This window comes from Peribacillus sp. FW305-BF15 (assembly GCF_058783805.1).
The window spans coordinates 60,059-83,934 of the sequence record NZ_JBYSYV010000025.1 but is presented as its reverse complement, the minus strand read 5'-3'; the positions used below and the strand labels follow the sequence as shown (position 1 = coordinate 83,934).

The window sequence follows — 23,876 nt, the reverse complement described above, 5'->3', positions numbered from 1 at the left end:
TTCTTCATTTCTACTATATAAAAAATAGTAGTGTGGACCAATGCCTTGGTCCGCACTACTAACCTTAGTATGTTTTAGTTTTACTTTGATTCGTCGGTGATTGTAATAATGGATATAGTCTTCCAGTTCTTTTTTGAAATGCTCCATGCTGTCGAACTTCTGTAAATAAAGTAATTCCGATTTCAGTAAGCCAAAGAAGTTTTCTATGACGGCATTGTCTAAACAATTTCCTTTACGGGACATGCTTTGTATAATATTATGTCTTTTCAAATCATGTGAGTATTGTTTCATCTGGTAATGCCAGCCCTGATCTGAATGGAGAACGGGGGAATCTTTCAATTCCAATCGCATAAAGGCTTGGTCTAGCATCTTGGAGACTAAGGGATAAACAGGACGTGATTCGATATTGTAAGCAATGATCTCTCTATTAAATAAGTCTAGAATGGGCGATAAATACAACTTCTCACCGTGTAAATGAAATTCAGTTACGTCCGTAACCCATTTTTGATTTGGCTTTGTTGCCTTAAAATTACGATTGAGGATATTAGGCGCAACCTTTCCAATCTTGCCTTTGTATGAACGGTATTTCTTCATACGGACCAGACACTTTAGTCCCAACTCCTTCATCAATCGAAGGACCGTTTTATGGTTCAATGAAATCCCTCTATTACGTAATTCCAATGTAATGCGTCGATACCCATATCTCCCTTTATTCGTCTGAAATATCTCCTGGATAACTGGCTTTATTTCTTCGTATTTATCCTAACGCCCGAAGGCGTTTATCCAAAAAAAAAAGGTACTCCTTGCGAGATTTGCGACGGACAGAAGTAGCTTTAAATTAAAATCTCCCCTTAGTTCATGTACTACTTTTGCTTTTTGCGTTCGGACGCTTCGCTTTCTTGAACTAAGGCTCTCAACTTTTTTAAATATGCATTCTCTGCACGTAATCTTTCATTTTCAGCCTGTAATGCCTCTAATGACCCTTCTACTGGTTTTTTCTTCGTTTCTTTTTTCATGGATGGACGCCCCTTTTTCTTCGTTTCAAGAGCGTCAACTCCGTACTCCTCCAATTGCTTTAGCCAATTAGTAATGGTAGAAGGAGAAGCAATGTTATACACAGCAGCTGCATGGGTACTAGACACTCCAAAATCGTTCATATAGTTTAGTACATCCATCTTAAAGCTAATATCATAATTTGTATAGGTAGACATTAGCCCATCTATCCCATGTTCTTTATAATGCGCCACCCATTGCTTTAAAGGAGTCAAACTGATATTAAATTGATTGGCTACAGTTCTAAATGAGTCCTTTCCTTCTAAATAAACAAGGACAGCTTTTAATTTCAACTCTAATGAATATTTTGTCATAAAAAAAGCACCTCCAATTGTTAGATGGTGTCTAACAATTGGGGTGCAGTTCATATGAGTAGTCTTTTATTATTTTTGTATGTGTTTATGAGAAATCGGAATTAATTGTATCTTCAACTTTCTTTAACATACCTTTATATGCTTCTTCATCAAGGTATCCAATACTTCCGAATAGCAAATGGCCCATAGGTTCAATTCCAGTAAAATCCCATATTCCAATGTCGGAAGTGACTTTCAAACCTGCTGTCATACCGATTTCATCGTAAACCTCATTAGGAGTACCATGTGTATTGATGATAAAACCTTTTTTACCTTCTAATAACTTGATTACACCTTCTGGTCCAGCAGAATAAGCAAACCCAAATGCAAATACTCGGTCTACATATCCTTTAAGAATAGCTGGAAGACCTGTCCACCAAATTGGGTAAATAAAGGTTATTACGTCTGCTTCAGCAATAAATTCTTGTTCCGTTTTAATATCATCAGGAGTTTTTCCTGCTTTCATAGCTGCTGTATCTTCTGGTTTCAGTACAGGTTGAAAATCAAGTGCATATAAATCACGGACAATAACTTCGTGACCATTTTTCTTTAATGCATTGACTGTTGTTTCCATAATAGAGTGATTTAAGCTGTCAGCGTATGGATGTGCATAAACAACAAGATGTTTCATTTAAAATAACCTCCAGGTCTTTAATATCTTTTTATTGGATTACTAACCTTAATCTAATATTATAGTATTAGATGTCTTTTTAAAAGTAGTCACTTTTTTATAACATAGTCACAAAAATAGTACCTATAAGAAAGAGAGGTATTCATTATGGCACGAAGTAGGTTCGGTGAACCTCCTGAAGACCAAATAGAGGTCTGTCCAGTTACAGAAACTCAAGACATAATTGCAGGAAAATGGAAAATCATCATCTTATGGCATTTAAGCAGACAGACAAGAAGATTTAATGAACTTCAAAGGTTATTACCTGACATTTCAAAAGGAATACTAACACGTCAGTTGAGAGAATTAGAAGAAGACCAAATGGTTCACCGAGAAGTATATAAAGAAGTTCCTCCAAAGGTAGAATATTCGCTAACATCTTTAGGGAAAAGTTTTATTCCTATACTAGATAGTATGGGCGAGTGGGGGAAAAAATATAAAGAATTAAGAAAAAGCTAAAGCCTATACTGGTCTTTAGCTTTTTCTTTTTAATTATGTTTGCTTGGTTTATCCTAAACTAACCTGCCCCGATAGTTCCATAAGAAGCTGTCTTAAAGACAGCTCCGATCTTCAGCTAACCAGCTAATAGGATGTCAATATCTTTCTCTAAAATTTTCATTTCCCTTATGATATACTATTTTTGGCCATGACAAATAACCCTCCAACCCCCTTTTGGAAGGATGTTTCTCTGTTTCACAAAACCGTTAATCAGGCTAAATCTAGGTACATTTCTTTTCTCTTTAATAGAAGAGCGTATGCAACGATTGACACTTTGGCAGGTTTTCCTTCTGATTTTTTCTTATCATAGAAGACTTTAAGCTTTTTGTTCCTTGAACAGCCACATAGTACGGCAAGATACAGAGAATGACGTAGTCTGCTCGAACCTCTTTTCGTAATACGATTAATGGTTGCCGTAAACTTACCTGATGAGTGAACACTTGGATCTACTCCAGCAAAGGCAACTAGTTTTTTCGGGTGATTAAACCGATCGATTTCACCAATTTCAGAGATAATCGTGGCTGCGATTTTTTCTCCTATACCGAGAATCGATTGGATGATCTTATATTCTTCCAGTTCATTTGCCAGGGTCACTATACGATCTTCCAACTCAGAGAGGTGTCCCTGGTAATGAAAAAGCAACTCAATATACATACAAAGATTGATTACGTGACTTTGATACACGTTTATTTGAAATGGATTTCGAGACGCGGAGTCCATTATTTTTTTTGCTTTTTCCCATGCCCATTGACCCGATCGGCTAGGACAGAACTCTATAACACTCTCTGCTAGTTTACTTTCCCCGGCTGTTAATACCGCCTCTGAAGTGGGATATTCCTTTAATATCAATAAAGAAACCCTTGAATATAGATCACCAAAAACCTTCCGGTATTCAGGAAACACTTGATCTAAAATGGTGTGAAACTGAAGTTTAGCTTCCACATACATATTCGTTACGATTTCCTGTTAATCTGGACAAATTCCGAAGGTCTAATAGCTGAATTCCTCTAATTTTATGTGGTTCTAAATCCTCTTTGTAATACAGCACACACAACTGGTACGCATCGATAGCGTCCGTTTTCACCTTCCGTAAGCTGGACTTCATTGCCTGATTAGAAATAATCGGATTTAGTAAGATATATGGAATCCCTTGTTCCTCCAGGTATTGAATAACAGGAGAATGGTCATGCCCTGTAGATTCTAAAATGACCATAGGCATTTGCCCTGTCACCTCTTCAATTTCTTTTAGAAATTCTAAAAAATGATCTAACTCCTCTTTGATATGCTTCATTGAAAAGCTCTTCCCATACGGTTTAGATTGATCTAAAAATGCCTGAACTTGGCTCTCTCCTTTTGCCACATTCAGACCAACAACTGGATTCATTGTTTTTTCCTCCTCTACTTACTAACCAGTACCCCTAGTCCTCCATGTAGTGACATAGCTTCGCTTGTTATTCGAGATCTGCGTCCCAACCAGCCTCAAACATGTTTCTACAAGTAGGGGGCCGGACAGTTTAGTTCACGGGATCAAGTCCCACGCACCCGTACGTCCTACCCTGGCTACTGATATAATAGATTCTATTAAAAAAAGGTCAACCAGTAAAAACTGGCTAACCTTATAATACGAACGCACCCGTTAGTTTAAGTGAAAGGTTTCACAACTTCACATCAATAACAAAACCAAAAATATCTGGCTGAACTTATTTACTAAAAGGTGCGTAAATCTTTTTCTAATTGTTTTAAGTTAAATGCCCTTTCCAAATAGGCATTCATATTTTCAGGTGTATTCTGATGCTTAAATGTCTCATTAAATGTTTCGACGAGTTTTGGGAAATATACAATCAATATATTTTAAGATTGGTTTTTATTTTCCTTTGTAAACAATCTTTCCGTCAACAATAGTGTAGACCACTGGAGTTTCAGAGATGTCTTTTAGATCAATTTTGGTAATATTCTTTTCAAGAACTACAAAATCAGCCTTATTGCCAACCTTAAGACTACCTAGGTCATTACGGAAGATCTGGTAAGCCACATTTTTTGTAAAAGAATGAACCATTTCCTCAACAGTGAGAGCCTGAGAAGAATTACGAACTAAATCGGAATCCTGTTCTTTTGGATATGGACTATTTCTAGTGACTCCAGTTTCTATAGCGTTAAGTGGACGGTAATCAGGAGTTGGAGAATAGTCACTACTACTAGCAATAGTTACCCCGGAATCCCACATCTTTCGGGTTGGGTACATTGCCAGTGCACGCTTTTCACCTATCATTGACTTTTCCAACTCATAGTATTGATCCTTATAAAACCAGAAGGGTTGCATGCTTGCAATGACTTCCATTTCGGCCATACGGGTTATGTCACTATCTTGGATAGATGAAATATGAGTAATTGTATGACGGGAATCACGTTTACCGTTAGCTTTAATAGCCTTCTCGATGGAATTGAGACTCATTTTCACAGCTCCATCACCGATAGCGTGAAAATGCACCTGTATATCTTCTTTGTCCAATGCGGAAACCATATGATTAAATTCTTTAGCCTCCCAATTCGCTTCACCATGGTGGTTATGTCCCATACCAGCATTCTTTGTATATGGATCAACGAATAGTGCAGTCTTACCTTCGGTTACACCATCGGCAAACAGTTTTACGGTATTGATTTTCAGCCAATCGGAGTTGTACTTTTGACGAGCATCTACTATCGTTTTTACAGCTTTATCTGGCTGGGTCCCTGGATCGAAGGTAATTGCAGTCGCAACTCGCAAAGTCAATTTACCTTCTTTTTCTAACTGATTCATTACTTTCAAACTCATTTCGCTACCGGACATGTTCATGATACCAGTGATACCGAAACTATGCATTTCTTCCTGAATTGCTAAGAAAGCCTCTCTATACTGCTCCTCACTAATCTCAAACAAACTCCGTACACCAGCGAGCAGATCCGTTGCCCCTTCACGTAATACTCCTCGGGGAGATCCGTCTGGGTTACGTTCAATCATGCCACCTTTTGGAACCTCTGAATCCTTAGTATCTTTGGTTATACCTGCCATCTCAAGTGCCTTGGAATTTACCCATACAGAATGGCCATCGATAGAATTAAGGATTACTGGAATATCGGAAACAACAACATCCAAATCCTCTTTCTTTGGGCCTGGGTTTGTACCATCTGGTTGTTCATACTGTCCATTTAGCCATCCTGTACCTGTAATGATTTTGGCATCAGGGTTGTTCTTTCTAAATTTAGCGACAGCTTGAATATATTCTTTATGACTTTTTAGTTTTGAAAGATCTACTGCAAATAGCTTAGAGATCCATAGGCCAGGAGGATGAATATGACCATCCATAAAGCCAGGGGAAACCATCTTACCTTTTAGGTCAATGACCTGTGTGTCGTCCCCAACATATTTTTCCACATCTTTGATACTTCCAATAAAGATGATTTCACCATCTTTGGATGCTATCGCTTCAGCTGTAGGTTTAGCTTCATCCACGGTATGTATAATACCGTTTTTAAGTACAAGTGTCGCCTTTTCCTTAGACGCCTCACTAACTATTTCTTTATCTTTTTCCTCAGTTACGTCTGTTTGATTTGTACAGGCATTTAAAACTATCAACACAGGCAAAAGAATTGTAATCAAAAATGTAAGTTTGGAATTACGTATGATACTGTTCATAGTATTCACATCCTAATTTAATTATGTGCATTCACTATAGCTCTAACTATGTGCCAAGAATTTGTATCGTATGAAAAAGAAAACAAGTATTGGTACTGATTTTTTCAATCAACTATATAACTATCTCCTTTTAGATAAATATCTTTCATTTATCAGATTAGTAGAATAGAAAATGAAAGAAAAAATTATTTTATCATTCAGATAGAGTCCTATCTCAGTTCTTGGAAAACGCTTCCAATAACCAGTTCATCCTTCACTTTTTATCTCTTATGATGACAATTCTTTTAGACAAATCTTTCACCATCAAAAGATTTTTGTTATTTTGTCTTAATAGTGCATGATCAGTTTTGAAGCTAACATTTGAAAAGTGAGAGCGTCATCATGTTACTCCATGTCATTTACGCTCATGTTCCAAAAACATAGTGCACGTCCATTTTCTTAGATCTAACTGAAAAACTTCTTTTTCCCCTCGCTGTCCCATACCAACTGATTGATAATCGGGACATTTCCTCATGTTTATCGTGAATAAAGCAGGTTAAGCTGATCAATAAGACCTGTAAAAGCAGACTTGAAAAATAAACATCAGCTTTTTTGTTGTGAATTCATATTAATTCCTCCTCTCAATAATTAAATTAGAGAATTATCAAGGATTATTTAAGAGCAATTCCTGACATTTAGGTTAAGTGCAAATTTTATACCAATTGCGAGTAATAGAAATAATAATATAATCATTAATAGTTTCTCTCAAAATAACATTTCAGACGAAAACAATCTTTTCCAAAAATGGAGATATATTTAATTCAGAACTTCATAATTTATGCAATTCAACATAGAAATTTGCACCATTCCTTCAGTGATTTCTTCATCTTGGCGTACCACCAACATTTCGCTGAAAACATACGCAAAGGATATTTTCCTGACGGTACCACTACCATAAACCCTTGTTTTTGAGAATTTTCTATGACCAAAAGAAAAACCAAAAACAAATAACCAAAATAGTTGTTCGAGAACCGTTTTTGGTATAGATTTATAGACAAATTTTCCTTAACGTTTGTTTTCCGCGTTTTGCTGGTAGGACCCCATGCCCATCAAGCTAAGATAAATATGTATCCCCATAACGAAAAAATTCTTTGTTCTATTGATTTTACAGAAAAAGTAGCTCTTTTTTTGTTTTGGGGTGTTTTATTTTTTATCTTAATGGCGATGCTGTGGGGACCCCAATAAGGGGCTGTTTCAGACTGAATTTACTATCGGAAATGAAATTTATAGAAAAAGACCATGACTTTTAAAAAATCATGGTCTTTTTCAGTGCTCTATAAATTTGATTAGGGCTTTTCACTGATTGATTTCGTTATCGGACGTTCGTTAGGTATTTTGCGTACACATAGCCTGTTCCATTACCATACTGAATTTTGTACCAAGAGCTGCTCTTATTAATTACGGTAACGATTTGGTTTTTCTTCAAAGAGCCAAGAACTTTCCCTGATGTGGTTGGTTTGGAACGGACATTCAACTTCGTAGCATTGACCTTACCAGTCATATTCTTCGCTGCCGGTTTATTTAATGTGTAGGAAGTCGTCGTTGTACGTTTGTTCTTGCTTGGATCAATCGCTGTAATGGTAAACGTATACTTACCGTCCGATATCTTTGATACATTCCATAATGCACTTTGGACACCGGCATTTTTTGTAGCGTTACTGGTCAGTGTCGCCACGGTTTTGCCTTTTGCATCTTTTACTTGAACGGTTACCTTCGCCTTTTCATTAATCTCATACTTCAAAGCAACATTATTTGTTGTTGAATTATATGAGGTTTTTATATTTTTAATGGAAGGTGCCGTTGTATCGGGTTTTGTTAATGTAAATGGAACCGTTGCCGAGCTTTTATTTTGATTACTGTCGATTGTTGCAATTTCAAATGAGTACTTACCGTTCGAAACCTTCGATACATCCCACGATGTCCATTGGACACCGGCATTTTTCTCTGTATTATTGATTGGGGTAGCTAAGATTTTGCCTTTTGCGTCTTTTACTTGAACGGTAACCTTTGATTTTTCATTGATCTCATACTTCAGGAAAACTTTATTCGTTTTTGAGTCATATGAGGTATTTGTATTTTTAATAACTGGAGCCGTTGTGTCAGGCTTTGTTAATGAAAATGGAACAGATGCTGAACTTGCATTATTACTACTATCAATCACTCTAACTTCAAAGGTGTATGAACCGTTACTTACTTCTGATGCATCCCAAATGGCTAATTGCGATCCTGACAGTTTTTCGTCCCCTTTGACAAGAGTAGCGACGACATGCTCTTTTTCATCCTTAACTTCCACTGTCACCTTCGCTTTTTCATTTGTATCAAAGGTTAGTTTGACTTGTTTAGTTTTAGTATCGTAATACGTTTTTATATCTTTAATCGTTGGTGCTGTTTCATCTTTAGGTGCAGGGTCTGGAACTGGTGTTGGGATTGGCGTTGGAATGACAGGTGCCGGTTCCGGCTTTACTGGTTCTACTTCCTCAGGTTCTGGCTCATAAGCTTGTTTTAAGCTTGTCCCTTCATAATAGAAAGCAAGAATCTCGCGATACGTATGTCCCTGTTCGCCAGCCTTTTTCGCGCCATACTGACTTAGTCCGACACCATGGCCGTAGCCCTTGCCTGAAACGTTAATTACATCCCTTGCAGTATCCACTTTATCTACTAAAAAGCTTTTCATGAAGCTCAGACCGATAATGTCTCTAATTTTTGAAGCCGTTACATCTTCTAATATTACACTTTGCTGTAGCGCTTTCTCCTTTTCTTTCACCATAAATTCAATCGTAATACTTCCCTTACTCACCCTGCCGCCACTTGTTAGTGCGTGAAGGGAAAGATGAGGGACAGCCGTTATTTTAATGTCTTTGCCGGTATATCCATTTTTCTGTAGCCAAGCTCTTATATTAGAAATTACTGGTGTTTGTTCAGCTTCCTTGGTATTAGCCCACCATGTATCTGCTTTTGTCAAATCTAAATTTGTAAGGTCTATTTGTTGCTTTTTTACACTAAAACTCCACACAGTTTGCGGATCATATGGATCGTCTTTGACCATTAAATATGGTAGCTCTGTACCAACCCAGACATTATTGTTGGACTCGGTTTTCCCTCCATTGCTAGAGGAAAAAAGAGCATCTGAACCTATATGTAGTTTTTCACCATAACCGATGACCTGACCTTCTGTTGCTTTAACAGCTTTTGTTGAGTTTTCGTGCCAAGTGTAGCCACCATATACCTGGTAACTCATTGTGTCATCGGGCGTTCTATTGATGTAGCTCATCGCATAGGTTCTTGCTGCAACAGCCTGTGCCTTTAAGGCTTCCTGATTCCATAAAGCCGGCATTTCAGCTGGAACAACCCCTTTTAAATAATCTTCAAGACCAATTGAGTTATATGGACGGATGAATTTCCCATCTTCCATAATAAAACGTAAACTACCTAAGTATGTACGCCCATTAATCGAAAGTGGACCGTTCCCTGTTTCAGGTTGCACTTCAATCTCAGAAGCTTTGCCTATTACTTTTGAATCTGTCAGAACAACAATGTCCGTACCACTGACCCTCAACGTATACTTCTTGTTCGATTCTAGTTTTACATTTGCTAGATTCGTAGTGTACGTGACTTCCGGTTCGACGGTAATCTCGGATTTATTACCAAGATAGCCTTTTAATTTAACCTTAATGATCGGATCGGCTGCCGCCTTAACAGGCATTTCTGGAAGTAAAGATAGCATGAGAACGAGTGTAACAAACATCCATATTCCATTCCGTACCTTTTTCAATTGAATAACCTCCTCATAATTTGGAAATATATTTAAAAAATAGTATACCATCCATAATGATACATTAGTCGATATTTTACTATTTTAGGGGTCCTCACATGGCCATTAAGCTAAGGTGAATTTGTATCATCATCACGAAAAAAACGCTATTCTTTTTGTAGAAATATACAGGAAGGATGGCGTTTTCTATGAGTTTTTCTGTTTCAGACGAAATGAATCTCTTTTCTCAAGTACTTCAAAACTACTTATCTCCGTCTTCTCTACAACAATTAGCTAAAGAAGTTGGTTTTGTTCAACGTAAAAGTAAATATCAAACACAAGAATTAATTGCTTTATGTGTATGGCTTAGTCAACAGGACGCGAGTACGCCACTCACACAATTGTGTAGCCATCTCGAGGCATCTACAGGTGTCCTCATGAGCCTCGAAGGGCTTAATCAACGATTTAATGGTTCAGCCGTACAGTTTCTTCAACAAGTTCTAGCTAATCTTCTCACTCAAAGAATTCATTCAACACAAGAAATACTACTTCACCCATACTCCACGACTTTTAAACGTATTCGGATCCTAGATTCTACAACATTTCAACTTCCAGATAAGTTTGCCTCACATTATCAAGGTTCTGGCGGAAGCAGCCATACCGCAGGTGTTAAAATCCAACTTGAATATGACTTATTGAGTGGGAAGTTCCTTCACGTTTATGTAGGAGAAGGGAGAGAAAATGACAAAACCTTCGGTTCAACGAGTCTACAAATCATTCAACCGAAAGACTTATACATAAGGGATTTAGGGTATTTCGACTTACATGACTTACAGAAAATGAATGATGAAGGTGCTTACTATGTCTCACGTTTGAAGTTAAATTCTCGTATCTATCGTAAGACCGATAAACCAGAGTTTTTTCGAAATGGGACTGTGAAGAAAGGTACTCTCTTTATTCAGTTAGACACGGAAGAGCTTATGAATCAATTACAACCTGGTCAAACACTCGAAATTTCAGAAGCATACATTGGATTGTATCAAAAACTACCAGCCCGAGTGATTATTCATCGACTAACTGAGGGTATTACCTATAAAGACCGAAGCAAACGATTAAGTGGAATGAACGTATATATTACAAATCTTTCTTTAGAAGAAGTTCCAACGGAACATATCCATGACCTGTATTCGTTACGTTGGCAGATTGAAATTCTATTTAAGACCTGGAAATCTTTCTTTCAAATTGACAAGTGCAAAGAGATCAAGAGGGAACGCTTAGAGTGTCACTTGTATGGGCAACTGATTAGCATTTTACTCTGTTCCTCTACCATGTTTAAAATACGTCAGTTACTTTTAGATATGAAAAAGAAGGAGTTAAGTGAATATAAATCTAAAATCTATCTATATGATAAAAGACTATTATTTATTGTTTTATCAAGGATTACAAAAGGACACACAAGAACTATCAAAGACTTTTCTCCGTCTGTTTTACCTTTTGGAGAAAAACGGACCGAAATGTCATCGTTATAACAAGAAAACGGTCTTTGATATCTTAGGTGTTGTCTATGATTATTCGATGTCACAAAAACTCAAAGTTGCCTAATACTTTTTAAAAAACCTATTTAATAGGTTTTTTTGTCATGCACAATTTTAGTATTACTGTAGCAAAATAAAGAGAACGCACTTTCAAATTAATTCTTGGCAGGCTTAGCTTGATGGCGATGTGGTAGGACCCCTTGTTGAACTATCCTGCACCGTTAGCCATCCATGAAGCGCAAAAGTCAGCGCTTCACCACAGAGAATGAAAATGGTTCAGAACGGTCAATACTGATTCTACGGCTGGGAGAGGAAGGTCGATGAACTATGGTGCGTTAGAGCCCATCCGTTAGTCTGACTCCAACGACCAAGGTGCACCACTGACTGTCGCTCCCTTACGGGAAGCACACATGGTAGATTAATCCTATTCTGGTTTTTACACCAGCCTCCAATTGTATTGAGAGCCGTAGAAAGGATGTTTTCAATGGAAGTAGTCATTGAAAGAGCATGTGGTATGGATGTCCATAAGGACAATATTACTGCATGTATTATGACGCCAGAAGGAAAGGAGATTCAAACGTTTTCAACAAAAACTGTTTTTCTAATACAGTTAGTGGATTGGATTAAAAAGAATAGCTGTACTCATGTTGCCATGGAGAGTACCAGTGTATATTGAAAACCTATTGTTAATTTTTATCCACAGTTTCTTGAAATATTAATTATTACAAATAGTTGTCCTGTAATACGTTTTAATCCTTCTCTATTCTCCACCAATTGAGTAAATAAAACAAAACTGGCTATAAATTTTATAAACAAAAAAAGGCTCAAACCCCTGTGATATCAAGATTTGATCCTTTGGTGGTTGATGACCTGTGCGGGATTCGAATATACAAAAAAAGAATAAATGGTGTTTGTCCCTAAATAGAAATATAATTTAATAGATATATGAAAAAGTAAGTATGAAAAGGTGGAGTTTCATTGGATATTTTATGGTGGGGGTTAACGACCGTCTTATTTGCTTTAAGTTTTGTAGGAATTATCTATCCTATTATTCCTTCGGTAGTTGCCATTTGGGGAGGATTTGTAGTTTATCAATTCCTGGTTAATCCTGATGAGTTATCGTTATGGTTCTGGATCAGTATGGTTGTGTTGAGCGGTGTATTAATCGCGGCCGACATTATCGCAAACAGTTATTTTGTTAAAAAGTATGGGGGGTCAAAAACATCCGAGACAATAGCAGCTATTGCCACGATTGTTGGTTCATTTGTCTTTCCTCCTTTTGGAATAATTCTCGTACCATTTTTAGCAGTCCTCGTTTCGGAATTAATCATACAAAAAGATATAATGAAGGCTACTAAAGTTGGGTTTGCAACTATCATCGGTTTTTTAGGCGGCAGCTTAGCCAAAGTATTACTTCAATTATTGATGATTGTTTGGTTTATTTTAGCGGTAATCTTTTAATTATTTATAAACGGCCGCATAAGGAAAAGCTGACTTTCAATAGTCAGCTTTTTCTTAACAAAGTCCGTTCAAGAAAAAAAGTGATGGAGGAAAAGGAAGCATTAGTGTGGCCTATTGTGAACACTTCTTTAACGATAGGAATTTTTCACAACTGCTCCCTTCCGTGTCAAAACTCAGGACATGATCCCCGCCCAAGTTTTTACAGCCGTCGCTAAAATCAATAGAGCCAGTATGACTTGCAGCACTTTTACATTCATTTTTTTACCGGCCATTGCCCCAATCGGAGAGGCTATTAAGCTAGCTACAACCATGATCAACGCCGGATAGAAGTCAACTTGACCCGTTGATATTTTCCCTGCTGTTGCACCAATGGATGAAATGAATGTGATTGCTAATGAAGACGCAATCGTGACCCTTGTTGGAATTCTTAAAACGATAAGCATGATGGGAACTAATAGAAAGCCCCCTCCGGCACCGACTATCCCGGCGCCTAAACCAACGATTAATGCCAGGATGGCCGCAAGCCATTTATTAAAGGTAACTTGATCCACAGGAATATCATCTATCCCTTTCTTCGGAATGAACATCATGACAGCCGCTATCAACGCCAAAATGCCATAGACGATATTCACTCCGTTTTCCGACATCGTTTGTGATCCAAAACTTCCAACCACGCTTCCGATCAACATACTGATCCCCATATAGAGAATAAGCGTTTTATTTAAATGTCCGCTATTACGATAGCTCCATATACCTCCGATGGAGGCGAATAAGACTTGTACAGCGCTTATGCCTGTCACATCATGGGCACTAAATGCCGCTAAACCAAAGATTGGGGGAATAAACAGCAGCATTGGATAATTTATTATCGAACCGCCGATGCCGAGCATCCCTGAAACGTATGAACCTATAAAACCAATCAAAAAGATGGTAATGATAAAGGTTATATCCATTTTAAGTGCCTCCCTTAAAAGAAGGGAAACCAAATGGTTCCCCTCTCTTTATCAGCCTTTTCTGATCCAAAATTTCAGTATATCATTTTCTTCTGCTGTTTCCATCAGCTCATGGCCACCGGATTTTGACCAAGCGGCGAAGTCTGCTTTAGCTCCTTTATCGGTTACATGTATTTCCAGCACTTGCCCGGTTTGCAAATCATTCATCGCTTTTCTCGTTTTGACGATTGGCATTGGACATGCCAGTCCCTTAGCATCTAGCACTTTATCTGCATTCATATTTCATCTCTCCTATTTTCTTGGTTTCTATTTTTATCGGTATTAGCGAACCGCACAGCGATTTGGTCCAATTTCCATTTCGCGCTGTTTTTCATTATCGGGTTCGATTTTCCCCATATTGGTTTCACGAATTTCTTGATAGGCGTTTGGCTGAGGCGGTAAATTACCTGTTACCAGCTCTCTGAATTCCGTTTCATCCGCTATGTTCAATCCGTGATTTTCAGCAAATAGCGAACCCAACTTTTTAGCGACGCTTCCATCTTCATTCAATTCATCAATGATCATGAAATGTGATGGCAATACAATTAACTCTCCTGATAATTCTTTATAACGTGTATACAGTGTTTCTCTCAAGTCCCCTACCCAATCCTCAGCCAAACCAGCTAAGTCCGGTCTGCCGATGGAATCGATGAATAAGATATCCCCGCTTAGTAAGTATTTTTGATCCACCACAAATGAAGTTGATCCAATGGTATGTCCCGGGGAGTATATTGCTTGGATATCAATCGCTGTATGACCGATCGTTATCACGTTCCCGCTTTCTAATGGCTGGTATTCAAAAGTTACTTCAGCCGCATCTTTAGGCGGCAGCCAGTAAGCTGCATTAGTTGCTTCCGCGATTCGTCTTCCACCTGAAATGTGATCGGCATGTAAGTGAGTATCCAGAACATGTGTAATCTTAACCCCGATATCATCTGCGAAATCAAGATAGGCATCTATCATTCTTGTGGAATCAATAACGGCTGCTTCCCCATTGGAAACGACCATGTAAGATAAACAGCCTTTACCAAGTCGAACAAATTGATAAATTTCGGCGCCATTTGTCAATTCGCCTATCCTCACTGGTTCCAAGTGTTCACTCCATGCTTTCATGCCGCCCATTAAATAAAAAACATCCAATCCAGCTTCAGATAACATTTCAGCTACCATGACGGATGAGCCTTCCTTTGCACATACTACCAGGATTTCTTTATTGGCCGGGATTTGATCGAGAATTTCTTCCACGCCATCCAGTAGATCAAAGTAAGGGATATTAAGGAATTCGAAATTCTGCCCTTCAATTTTCCAATCATTAAAGTCACTTTCATTTCGAACATCCAAAATAAATAAGTCGGTTTTATTGATTACTTTCTTTGAAACTTCAGCAGCTGTCATTTGCTTAAAAGTCATACCATATACCCCCTGTAGTATTTATGTTTTCAAAAAATTTTTCCTTCATTAAAAGGTTAATGTAACATCAGCATCTTTCGCGAACTCCAAAAATGTGACCGCTCCACCTACTTCGATACCATCAACGAAAGCTTCTTTTTCCATGCCCAATACGTCCATGGTCATTTGACACCCAATAAACTTGACGTCCATTTCCTGTGCCATAGTAACTAACTCAGGAATGGAAGGAACATTGGCCTTTTTAAACCCTTCGGCAAAATGCTCCTTACCCTCAGGCAGAGGAAGTTTTCCATTCGCGTCTTTATGAATTAAGTTCAAACCTTCGAAAGTAAAGAAAATGGCCACTTCTTGATCTGTTGCTGCCGCTGCCGTTGCGATGTTAAACACTTTATATGCATCAAATAAACCACCATTACTTGCGATTATGGCTACTTTGTTAGTCATGATCTATTCCTCCATTTTATAGTTTTCATTCATTCATGGATTTTTGGGACGGACCGTTCCATTGGCTCATGCCCGGTACAACATTGAATACCTGTTCAAATCCAGCACCGGTCAGTTTTTGTGCAGCAAGATCACTCCGGCTTCCTGTACGGCAAATCACGAAAATCTCTGACTCTATATCCAGTTCACCCATACGTTGTTCCAATTCACCCATTGGAAGGGATCTTGCTCCTGGAATGTGATTAAAAGCATATTCTGCGGATTCTCGTACATCTAGGATGACCATATTTCTATTTTTTTCCATTATTTGTAGCAGTTCTTCATTGGAAATGATTTTTTCATGCTTCTTCACTTCTGTTTCTTCTCCGCTTGCTTTCCGAAGATAATGTTTTAGTGTCGTTCCTTCTTCAACCGTACCCAAGTATTGGTGACCTGAACTTTCCGCCCAGGCTTTCATATCGGCGGTTGACCCTTTATCAGTTGCTTGAACTTCCAGTACTTCCCCCGCTTCCAGGTTATTCATGGCTTTTTTCGTTTTTACGATTGGCATTGGACAGGCTAAACCTTTTGCATCCAAAACGGAATTTGTTTTTATCATTTTATTTCCTCCTTCTATTATTGGTATGGGGGTATATTCGAATTTAAAATTTTTTTGTGGGACCTTCCCATTCATTCATACCACCCATCATGTTCAACACTTTATATCCATGATCCTCAAGTAATTGTGCTGCCCTTGAACTTCTGCCCCCTGACCGGCAAACCATGATATACTCTTTTGATTTATCCAAATCCTGCATTCTAAATTCCACCAGACCCAACGGGATGTTCACAGCATTTGGTATTTTCCCTGCTTTTACTTCATCCGCCTCCCGTACATCAATGATGTGGACTGGGGAGTTCCCCTTCAATAATGCGTTCACTTCATTCGGTAAAATTTTTTTCACCTTTATAAGAACCTCCTTTTATTCACGCCATGAACTCATGCCGCCTTTTACGTTGGTGACTTCTTTAAATCCAAGTTTTTTCAATGCTTTACTCGCATTACTGCTCCTCATCCCGCTTTGGCAGATTACAATCACTTCTTTATCTTTTGACAGTTCCTGTGCCCTTTTGCCAAGTTCGTTTAAAGGAATGTTTTTAAAGTCCTTTATGTGATTGCCCCTATATTCATTAGGAGTACGGACATCAATCAATTGCTTATTTCCTCTATTTTTCAACACAGCTTTTAGCTCTGCCGCATTTATATTTTTTATCCCCTTTACAGGGACAAAGCGCTGATATAAAAACCAAACAATGAAACCTAATATGATGAGGTTAAATATAGTTCCCAATGGACCCATCCCTCCGGTACCCAAATTTATATAAATAAGTTTACATTTCCATCCTCTGCTTCAGCTAAATATGCCGCAACACCTGCATACTCAATTCCATCCAATAACTCCTCTTGCTGTAAACCCAATAAATCCATTGTCATCGTACAGGCTATCAGTTTAATTTCCTGTTCTTGGGCCAACTCAATTAAATTTGGGAGTGACATGGCGTTATGCTTTTTCATCACGTGTTTGATCATTTTGGGACCCATCCCAGCAAAGTTCATGTTTGATAGGCCCATTTTATCTGAACCACGCGGCATCATTTTCGCAAACATTTTTTCAAGAAATCCTTTTTTTAATGAAATCGGCTCATCCTTCCTTAAAGCATTCAATCCCCAGAACGTATGGAAAATGGTCACTTCATGATCGTAAGCCGCCGCCCCATTTGCAATGATATAAGCAGCCATTGCCTTATCATAATCACCACTAAATAAAATGATCGTCGTTTTTTTCTTTTCAGTCATTATGCTTCCCCCTGATCGAAATTTCATTTTTACACCTCTATACCCTGCGGGGTATATATTATGCTAAAAAATATAGTGCGTCAACCCACTTCACTAAAATAAATGGTTATCTTTATTTGCTTGGTCCATGATTGATTGAAGTTAGCCCTTCATTTACTTCGAAAATTTTTCCATTAACCTTCTCTATACCAAACCCATATAACCGAGCTGTATGCATCGTCAAGTACTTACATGCAGATTCCTTCGTTTCAAACAGATAAATGCCGCCTGCTTCCTTTGCCTCACTGTCTTCGGTCCAAATCTTCCAGATCAAGCCTTCTTCACTATTAATGCTTTTTGCTAAATCTGTAAATTCTTTTACCATTTCGTTGCCGAAAGGTCCCTCCATTTTAAAATCCACTTGTAAAATATAAGACATGAATAACACTCCTTTTTCAACAGTTCAGGTCAATTCTTTTACCTGCTTTTTATCAGTAAATTAACCGCTTCCTTGACTAGATGATCAGTGCCCTCTCCATTCTCGACGTTTTCCCGAACGCATTGCTCAAGATTGGCACTTACGATAACACCCATGGTCCTATCGATGGCACTTCGAGTAGCCGACAACTGAGTGACGATTTCCCTGCAATCTTTTCCCTGCTCCATCATTCCAAGAACACCCTTGATTTGTCCTTCAATCCGCTTCAACCGATTAATGACACTTTTATCATACTCCATACTCCGCCCCCCATATCATAACTGATTACAATAATTCCAATTCCGATTAAGGAGCTCAGTCCCAAGATCACTTCTTCCGAAGCAATTGTGAATTTATTCATTTTCTCGTGAGTTTGCGCACTTTACTCGTGAGTTTGCGCGCTTTACTCGTGAGTTTGCACGTTTTACTCGTGAGTTTTCGCATTTTACTCGTGAGTTTTCGCATTTTACTCGTGAGTTTGCGCGCTTTACTCGTGAGTTTGCGTGTTTTACTCGTGAATTTGCACGTTTTACTCGTGAGTTTAGGCATTTTACTCGTGAGTTTGCACGTTTTACTCGTGAGTTCATATTATACCTATAGGGGTATATTGTCAAGCCGTTTAATTCACACTTTAATAAACGCCACCTAATACTAAAAACACATTATGGATTAAACTGACCTCTTGGAGGGAGAGCATTAGCCCATATGATGATGAAGTGGCTTATTTTTTCTACAACGGCCCTAAGAAGTCCCCGCAAAGATGTGAGCAAATCACTAATATTGAACAAAACGCATCTAGTTGGACAAAATAAAAAAGCCCAAACCCCTGTTATTACAAGGATTTGAGCCTTAGGTTCATCTTTGTTTTTTGCTTGTATGTCTAAAAATATTGAAGAAATAATAATTTTCCCCGGTAACATGCTTTTATTTGTCATAACCCAATATAGATTACTATAATAACAAACATAGAAAGCAAAAATTGGCGGGAATGGTGCGGTTCAATACCGCCTTCACATTATTCAATTAACAGCTTAGTAAAAAGCTTTTGGGGTAAAACAGTTTTTACCATGAATGGGGACTTTTTTACAGTTCCCCCACTCCATCGAGATTATTTGACACAAAGTTTTCGAGCAAAGCACGCGCTTCATCTGTTGACTTAGTGTTCATTAATTGATTTCTTAATTCACTTGCCCCTCGAAACCCACGGACATATATCTTAAAAAAGCGATGAAGAGCCTTGAACGAACGTAGCTCCAATTTTGAATATTTATCATGGAGATCCAGATGCAACCTTAAGAGATCAAGCAATTCCTTACTGCTATGATCTTTCGTCTCCTTTTCAAAGGCAAATGGATTATTGAAAATACCACGCCCAATCATAACCCCATCAATACCGTATTGATGAGCGAGCTTTAAGCCAGTTTGACGGTCAGGGATATCCCCATTGATCGTCAAGAGCGTATCTGGTGCCACTTGGTCACGAAGTTTCTTAATCTCCGGGATTAGTTCCCAATGAGCATCTACTTTACTCATTTCATTTCTTGTACGCAAATGAATGGAAAGATTAACAATGTCCTGTTTCAGTATGTGTGTCAGCCAGTCGTGCCATTCGTCTATATCCGTGTAACCAAGCCTTGTCTTTACACTTACAGGCAATCCTCCAGCTTTCGCTGCTTGTATTAATTCTGCTGCAACTTCTGGACGACGGATAAGGCCACTTCCCTTCCCATTCTGTGTCACATTAGGTACAGGACAGCCCATATTGATATCCACACCCCGAAAGCCCAGTTCCGCCATACCTATGCTCATTTGCCGAAAGTATTCAGGCTTATCCCCCCATATATGGGCTACAATTGGTTGTTCGTCCTCAGTAAAAGTCAAACGCCCACGCACACTGCGGATGCCCTCTGGGTGACAATAACTCTCCGTGTTTGTAAACTCTGTAAAAAACACATCAGGTCTGGCTGCTTCACTCACTACATGGCGAAAAACTACATCCGTCACATCTTCCATTGGTGCCAGTATAAAAAAAGGTCGTGGTAGATCACGCCAAAAATTATCTATCATATTAAAATTCCAATCCTTTCATTATGGGTTACCAGGCTAACCCCTTATCCCAAAATTAAAAAGCAGAATGTCCCTGCTTCCTTTACACTTATACCATGCTTAAGCACTTTTTATCAAACTGCAGAAATGTTTTTTTTCACGAAACCATTCCGACTTCCATATTCCCCCTCCTAGTTTAGAGACGCAAATGCTCGAAATGGTTTTTAATACACGCAAGTACATAATTTCTTGGGGGCAAAGCCAACATATAAGGAAAGAAATTGAAATGGTCGAGGAGGGAATAATTTGAAGGCATCTGATTTGTTTGTAAGATGTTTAGAGAATGAAGGGGTACAATATATTTTTGGGATACCTGGTGAGGAAAATACAGATCTTATTGATTCTCTAATAAGCTCTGATATTGAATTTATCTTGGTTCATCATGAACAAGCTGCAGCTTTTATGGCAGATATCTATGGCCGGCTAACTGGAAAGCCAGGCGTTTGCTTGGGCACATTGGGACCGGGTGCAACCAATTTATTGACAGGGATAGGAAGTGCTTATCTGGATTATTCCCCTGTTGTCGCGATTACAGGTCAGGCAGGCCTTGATCGCATTCATAAAGAGTCGCATCAATATGTGGACATTATTGGCGTTTTCGAGGAAGTAACGAAATGGAATCAACAAATTAAGGTGCCGCATACGATTCCGGAAATTATCCGTAAAGCATTTAAAACGGCTGTCATTGAAAAGCCGGGAGCTGTTCATATAGAACTTCCGGAAGATGTGGCGATGATGGATACAGAAGGGGAACCTCTTCCGGTTACACCAATGCCTAGATCCCGCCCAGCCGAGGAAGAAATCAAAAAAGCCTTCGAATTAATAAATCGCGCTAAAAAGCCTATCATTCTAGCTGGTAATGGCGTGATCCGCGATAGAGCTTCTGAGGTTTTGCGGAAATTTGCAGAAGAGAAGCAAATTCCCGTTGTGAATTCATTCATGGCTAAAGGAGTTTTACCTTCCGACCATCCATTGTCCCTTTTTACAGTAGGGATGCAAGCAAGGGATTATGTTCTATGCGGATTTGATTTGGCCGATCTTATTATCACCGTCGGGTATGATTTCGTCGAGTATTTGCCAAAGTATTGGAACGATGAGGCAATGAATCCGATTGTTCATATTGATGCTCGACCTGCCGAGATTGATGCTTATTACCCCGTTTCAGCAGAATTGGTCGGGAACGTTACGGAGACACTTGAAGCCTTGACGACTGGTGTAGCAAAAAAAGAACTTTGGCCAGAGGTGAAAAGGTTAAGGTCCCAAATCATTGAAAAATTTCATTCTTCGGATGATGTATCAGGAAGCCCTATCATCCCTCAGCGAATCATTGCCGATTTGAAAAGGGCGGAAAAGGGTAATGCCATTGTCATTTCAGATGTGGGTGCCCATAAATTATGGATTGCCCGGATGTATCAGCCGGAAATCCCAAACCACACGATCATTTCTAATGGCTTTGCATCGATGGGAATTGCCATTCCCGGTGCGATTGCAGCCAAATTGGCAAAGCCTGATAAACCTGTCATTGCGGTTACAGGGGATGGTGGCTTCCTGATGAATGGAGTTGAATTGGCAACGGCAAAACGTCTAGGTCTTGCCTTCGTGATAGTCATTTTCCATGATTCTAAATACGGCCTAATTGAGTGGAAACAATTGAATAAATTTGATCGTACGAATGCGATTGAATTTACAGATCCAGACTTTTTAGGGTTCGCAAAAAGTTTTGGGGTTAAAGGTGTGAAAGTAACCCACTCCGATGAATTGCTACCTGCATTAGAAAAAGCGCTTTCGAGTCAGGAAATTGTCTTGATTGATGTGGATGTCGATTATTCGGAAAATGTAAAGCTCTCGAAAACACTAGGTGATTATATTTGTAAATTATAAAGGCAGATATTATTGGAGGGATTTCAGATGAAGAAAAAGTGGCAATTGTGGATCGGTGGTAAATGGCGGGAGGCTAAATCATATGAGCCATTATATAATCCCCATTCAAACGAAGAAATTGCACAAATCGGACAGGCTGAACCAGCGGATGCCATTGAAGCGATTGTTGAGGCAAATGCCGCTTTTCAGAAATACCGATCCTACCCGGCTCATGCACGAGCAGAAATTTTATTTAAAGCTGCAGCAATCATGGAAGAACGCAGTGAAGAACTTGCAAGAATCATTTCTCTGGAGGCGGCGAAAACGATTCGAAATGCTCGTGAAGAAATGAATCGTACGGTTCAGACCTATCGTTTCGCTGCAGAAGCGTCAAAGAACAATTATGGAGAACAAATCCCGATGGATGCGGCAGTTGGTGGGGTAAACCGTTTTGGCTTCACGGTTCGCACCCCGATTGGCGTCGTCACCGCGATTACCCCATTTAATTTTCCCTTTAATCTGGTGGCCCATAAAGTGGGTCCAGCTATTGCCGCTGGAAATTCGATTGTGTTAAAACCTGCCGAACAAACCCCATTGAGTGCACTGGTTCTTGCCGATATTTTTAAAGAAGCCGGGTTGCCAGATGGAGTATTGAACATCATACCTGGCAAAGGCGATGTTTTAAGTGAAGCCTTGACGACCCATCCACATGTAAAAAAAGTGACGTTCACAGGCAGTGTTGAGGTCGGACACCTTATCCAGCAGCAGGCAGGCTTCCGTAAGCTTACACTTGAACTCGGGTCCAATTCCCCTTTCATCATTGATGAAGGAGTCGACATCGATCAAATTATTCAAAGAAGTGTAATGGGGTCATTTACGAATAATGGGCAGGTGTGCATCTCGATTCAACGGATTTATGTCCACAAATCACTATACCAACAATTTTTAGAACGTTTCGTCAGTGCCACAAAACAGCTTGTCATCGGTTCACCTCTCGAGGAAAATACAAATATTACAGCGGTGATTTCAAAAAAATCATTGGAGCGGTTACAAAGTTGGATTGATGAGGCAGTACAGGAAGGAGCAAAAATTGAGTGCGGCGGTACAGTGGAAGGCAATGTACTATTGCCTACCGTTTTAACCAATGTAAATCGTGACTCAAAGGTATTTCGTTTCGAAGTATTTGGTCCGATTGTCTGCATTTTCCCTTTTGATACACTGGATGATGCCATCAACGATGCAAATGATTCGCGTTACGGATTGAACTCAGGAGTGATGACTCCGAGTATAGAACGAGCTTTTTATGCGGCGGAACGCTTGGAAACAGGTGGAGTCGTAATCAATGATATCCCAACTTACCGAATTGATAATATGCCCTATGGCGGCTGGAAGGACAGCGGTGTTGGCCGGGAAGGCGTCAAATATGCGATGCAGGAAATGATGGAGCAGAAGTTTATCAGCTTTAAAATAAGCGACCATTGAGGAATATTAACCCGTGGTAAATGATGAGAGGGCGATATCTTAAGGATATCGTCTTCTTGTTTTGTCGTACATTAATGTTTTTAATGTGGATGCCTCCCCTTTCGTCGATTCACTCCTTGCTAATGAGGATTATATAGAAAAAGTAAGCCACTCATTCCTTGGGGATGGTTTTGTACGCGCAGAAGGAGTCGTTGCCGGGGTAACAAAAGACAAGGAAAAAGTAATTAGAGTATCAAAAATAAAATAAATGGAGAG

Annotated in this window: 19 protein-coding genes and 4 pseudogenes; 7 read left to right on the top strand and 16 right to left on the bottom strand. The window is 39.0% G+C overall.

Going from position 1 to position 23,876, the window contains the following annotated elements; genetic code table 11:
- A pseudogene (locus AC3WLU_RS21925) lies at positions 1 to 1,367 on the bottom strand (IS3 family transposase); the annotation flags it as partial.
- 85 nt (positions 1,368 to 1,452) lie between these two features.
- Positions 1,453 to 2,037, bottom strand: coding sequence for an NAD(P)H-dependent oxidoreductase (locus tag AC3WLU_RS21920; protein ID WP_063576570.1), 585 nt, complete (start codon positions 2,035 to 2,037; stop codon positions 1,453 to 1,455).
- 147 nt (positions 2,038 to 2,184) lie between these two features.
- Here AC3WLU_RS21920 and AC3WLU_RS21915 point away from each other — a divergent pair, with 147 nt between their 5' ends.
- Positions 2,185 to 2,535: a winged helix-turn-helix transcriptional regulator gene (locus AC3WLU_RS21915; protein ID WP_063576571.1), complete on the top strand. Its 351-nt coding sequence runs from the start codon at positions 2,185 to 2,187 to the stop codon at positions 2,533 to 2,535.
- 249 nt (positions 2,536 to 2,784) lie between these two features.
- Here the strand turns inward: AC3WLU_RS21915 and AC3WLU_RS21910 are convergent.
- From AC3WLU_RS21910 to AC3WLU_RS21900, 3 genes and pseudogenes are all read right to left on the bottom strand, one after another.
- Positions 2,785 to 3,958, bottom strand: a pseudogene (locus AC3WLU_RS21910) (IS110 family RNA-guided transposase).
- A gap of 480 nt (positions 3,959 to 4,438) precedes the next feature.
- Positions 4,439 to 6,247, bottom strand: a complete 1,809-nt coding sequence (locus AC3WLU_RS21905) for an amidohydrolase (protein ID WP_492597923.1) — start codon at positions 6,245 to 6,247, stop codon at positions 4,439 to 4,441.
- A gap of 1,351 nt (positions 6,248 to 7,598) precedes the next feature.
- Positions 7,599 to 10,058: a SpoIID/LytB domain-containing protein gene (locus AC3WLU_RS21900; protein ID WP_176548682.1), complete on the bottom strand. Its 2,460-nt coding sequence runs from the start codon at positions 10,056 to 10,058 to the stop codon at positions 7,599 to 7,601.
- 188 nt (positions 10,059 to 10,246) lie between these two features.
- On the opposite strand from AC3WLU_RS21900, the pseudogene AC3WLU_RS21895 reads away from it, so the two are divergent.
- From AC3WLU_RS21895 to AC3WLU_RS21885, 3 genes and pseudogenes are all read left to right on the top strand, one after another.
- A pseudogene (locus tag AC3WLU_RS21895) lies at positions 10,247 to 11,639 on the top strand (IS4 family transposase).
- 417 nt (positions 11,640 to 12,056) lie between these two features.
- Positions 12,057 to 12,245: pseudogene (locus AC3WLU_RS21890) on the top strand (IS110 family transposase); the annotation flags it as partial.
- 305 nt (positions 12,246 to 12,550) lie between these two features.
- Entirely contained in the window at positions 12,551 to 13,033 is a 483-nt protein-coding gene (locus AC3WLU_RS21885) for a DUF456 domain-containing protein (RefSeq protein WP_492597922.1), read from the top strand.
- Between the two features lie 173 nt (positions 13,034 to 13,206).
- Here AC3WLU_RS21885 and AC3WLU_RS21880 read toward each other — a convergent pair whose 3' ends face one another.
- The 11 genes from AC3WLU_RS21880 to AC3WLU_RS21830 all read right to left on the bottom strand — a co-directional run bounded on the left by AC3WLU_RS21880 (position 13,207) and on the right by AC3WLU_RS21830 (position 20,240).
- Positions 13,207 to 13,986: a sulfite exporter TauE/SafE family protein gene (locus AC3WLU_RS21880; protein WP_492597921.1), complete on the bottom strand. Its 780-nt coding sequence runs from the start codon at positions 13,984 to 13,986 to the stop codon at positions 13,207 to 13,209.
- Positions 13,987 to 14,037: 51 nt separating this feature from the next.
- On the bottom strand, positions 14,038 to 14,265 hold the full coding sequence (locus AC3WLU_RS21875) for a sulfurtransferase TusA family protein (RefSeq protein WP_492597920.1): 228 nt from the start codon (positions 14,263 to 14,265) through the stop codon (positions 14,038 to 14,040).
- A 42-nt stretch (positions 14,266 to 14,307) separates the two neighbouring features.
- Positions 14,308 to 15,435, bottom strand: a complete 1,128-nt coding sequence (locus tag AC3WLU_RS21870; RefSeq protein ID WP_413004168.1) for an MBL fold metallo-hydrolase — start codon at positions 15,433 to 15,435, stop codon at positions 14,308 to 14,310.
- A 48-nt stretch (positions 15,436 to 15,483) separates the two neighbouring features.
- Positions 15,484 to 15,879, bottom strand: coding sequence for a DsrE/DsrF/DrsH-like family protein (locus AC3WLU_RS21865; protein ID WP_098186535.1), 396 nt, complete (start codon positions 15,877 to 15,879; stop codon positions 15,484 to 15,486).
- Between the two features lie 25 nt (positions 15,880 to 15,904).
- Positions 15,905 to 16,477 carry a sulfurtransferase TusA family protein gene (locus AC3WLU_RS21860; protein WP_413004165.1) on the bottom strand — a complete coding sequence of 191 codons (573 nt, stop codon included), beginning with the start codon at positions 16,475 to 16,477 and terminating at the stop codon, positions 15,905 to 15,907.
- A gap of 43 nt (positions 16,478 to 16,520) precedes the next feature.
- Complete coding sequence (locus AC3WLU_RS21855; RefSeq protein ID WP_413004163.1) at positions 16,521 to 16,823, bottom strand: rhodanese-like domain-containing protein; 303 nt, start codon at positions 16,821 to 16,823, stop codon at positions 16,521 to 16,523.
- Between the two features lie 18 nt (positions 16,824 to 16,841).
- Positions 16,842 to 17,210, bottom strand: a complete 369-nt coding sequence (locus tag AC3WLU_RS21850) for a rhodanese-like domain-containing protein (RefSeq protein WP_222619728.1) — start codon at positions 17,208 to 17,210, stop codon at positions 16,842 to 16,844.
- A gap of 26 nt (positions 17,211 to 17,236) precedes the next feature.
- Positions 17,237 to 17,716: a DsrE/DsrF/DrsH-like family protein gene (locus AC3WLU_RS21845; protein WP_048687705.1), complete on the bottom strand. Its 480-nt coding sequence runs from the start codon at positions 17,714 to 17,716 to the stop codon at positions 17,237 to 17,239.
- A 112-nt stretch (positions 17,717 to 17,828) separates the two neighbouring features.
- Complete coding sequence (locus tag AC3WLU_RS21840) at positions 17,829 to 18,134, bottom strand: monooxygenase (protein ID WP_098865438.1); 306 nt, start codon at positions 18,132 to 18,134, stop codon at positions 17,829 to 17,831.
- Between the two features lie 38 nt (positions 18,135 to 18,172).
- Positions 18,173 to 18,433, bottom strand: coding sequence for a metal-sensitive transcriptional regulator (locus tag AC3WLU_RS21835; RefSeq protein WP_054396472.1), 261 nt, complete (start codon positions 18,431 to 18,433; stop codon positions 18,173 to 18,175).
- Positions 18,434 to 19,256: 823 nt separating this feature from the next.
- Positions 19,257 to 20,240, bottom strand: coding sequence for a tRNA dihydrouridine synthase (locus tag AC3WLU_RS21830; RefSeq protein WP_413004160.1), 984 nt, complete (start codon positions 20,238 to 20,240; stop codon positions 19,257 to 19,259).
- A 285-nt stretch (positions 20,241 to 20,525) separates the two neighbouring features.
- Between AC3WLU_RS21830 and AC3WLU_RS21825 the strand changes: the two genes are divergently transcribed.
- From AC3WLU_RS21825 to AC3WLU_RS21815, 3 genes are all read left to right on the top strand, one after another.
- The gene (locus AC3WLU_RS21825) at positions 20,526 to 22,160 is read left to right on the top strand and encodes an acetolactate synthase large subunit (protein WP_413004158.1); all 1,635 of its coding nucleotides are present in this window, start codon (positions 20,526 to 20,528) and stop codon (positions 22,158 to 22,160) included.
- Positions 22,161 to 22,187: 27 nt separating this feature from the next.
- A complete protein-coding gene (locus AC3WLU_RS21820; RefSeq protein ID WP_057277154.1) occupies positions 22,188 to 23,621 on the top strand; it encodes an aldehyde dehydrogenase family protein in 1,434 nt (477 codons plus the stop codon).
- A 61-nt stretch (positions 23,622 to 23,682) separates the two neighbouring features.
- On the top strand, positions 23,683 to 23,868 hold the full coding sequence (locus AC3WLU_RS21815; protein WP_492597919.1) for a hypothetical protein: 186 nt from the start codon (positions 23,683 to 23,685) through the stop codon (positions 23,866 to 23,868).
- Positions 23,869 to 23,876: the final 8 nt, after the last annotated feature.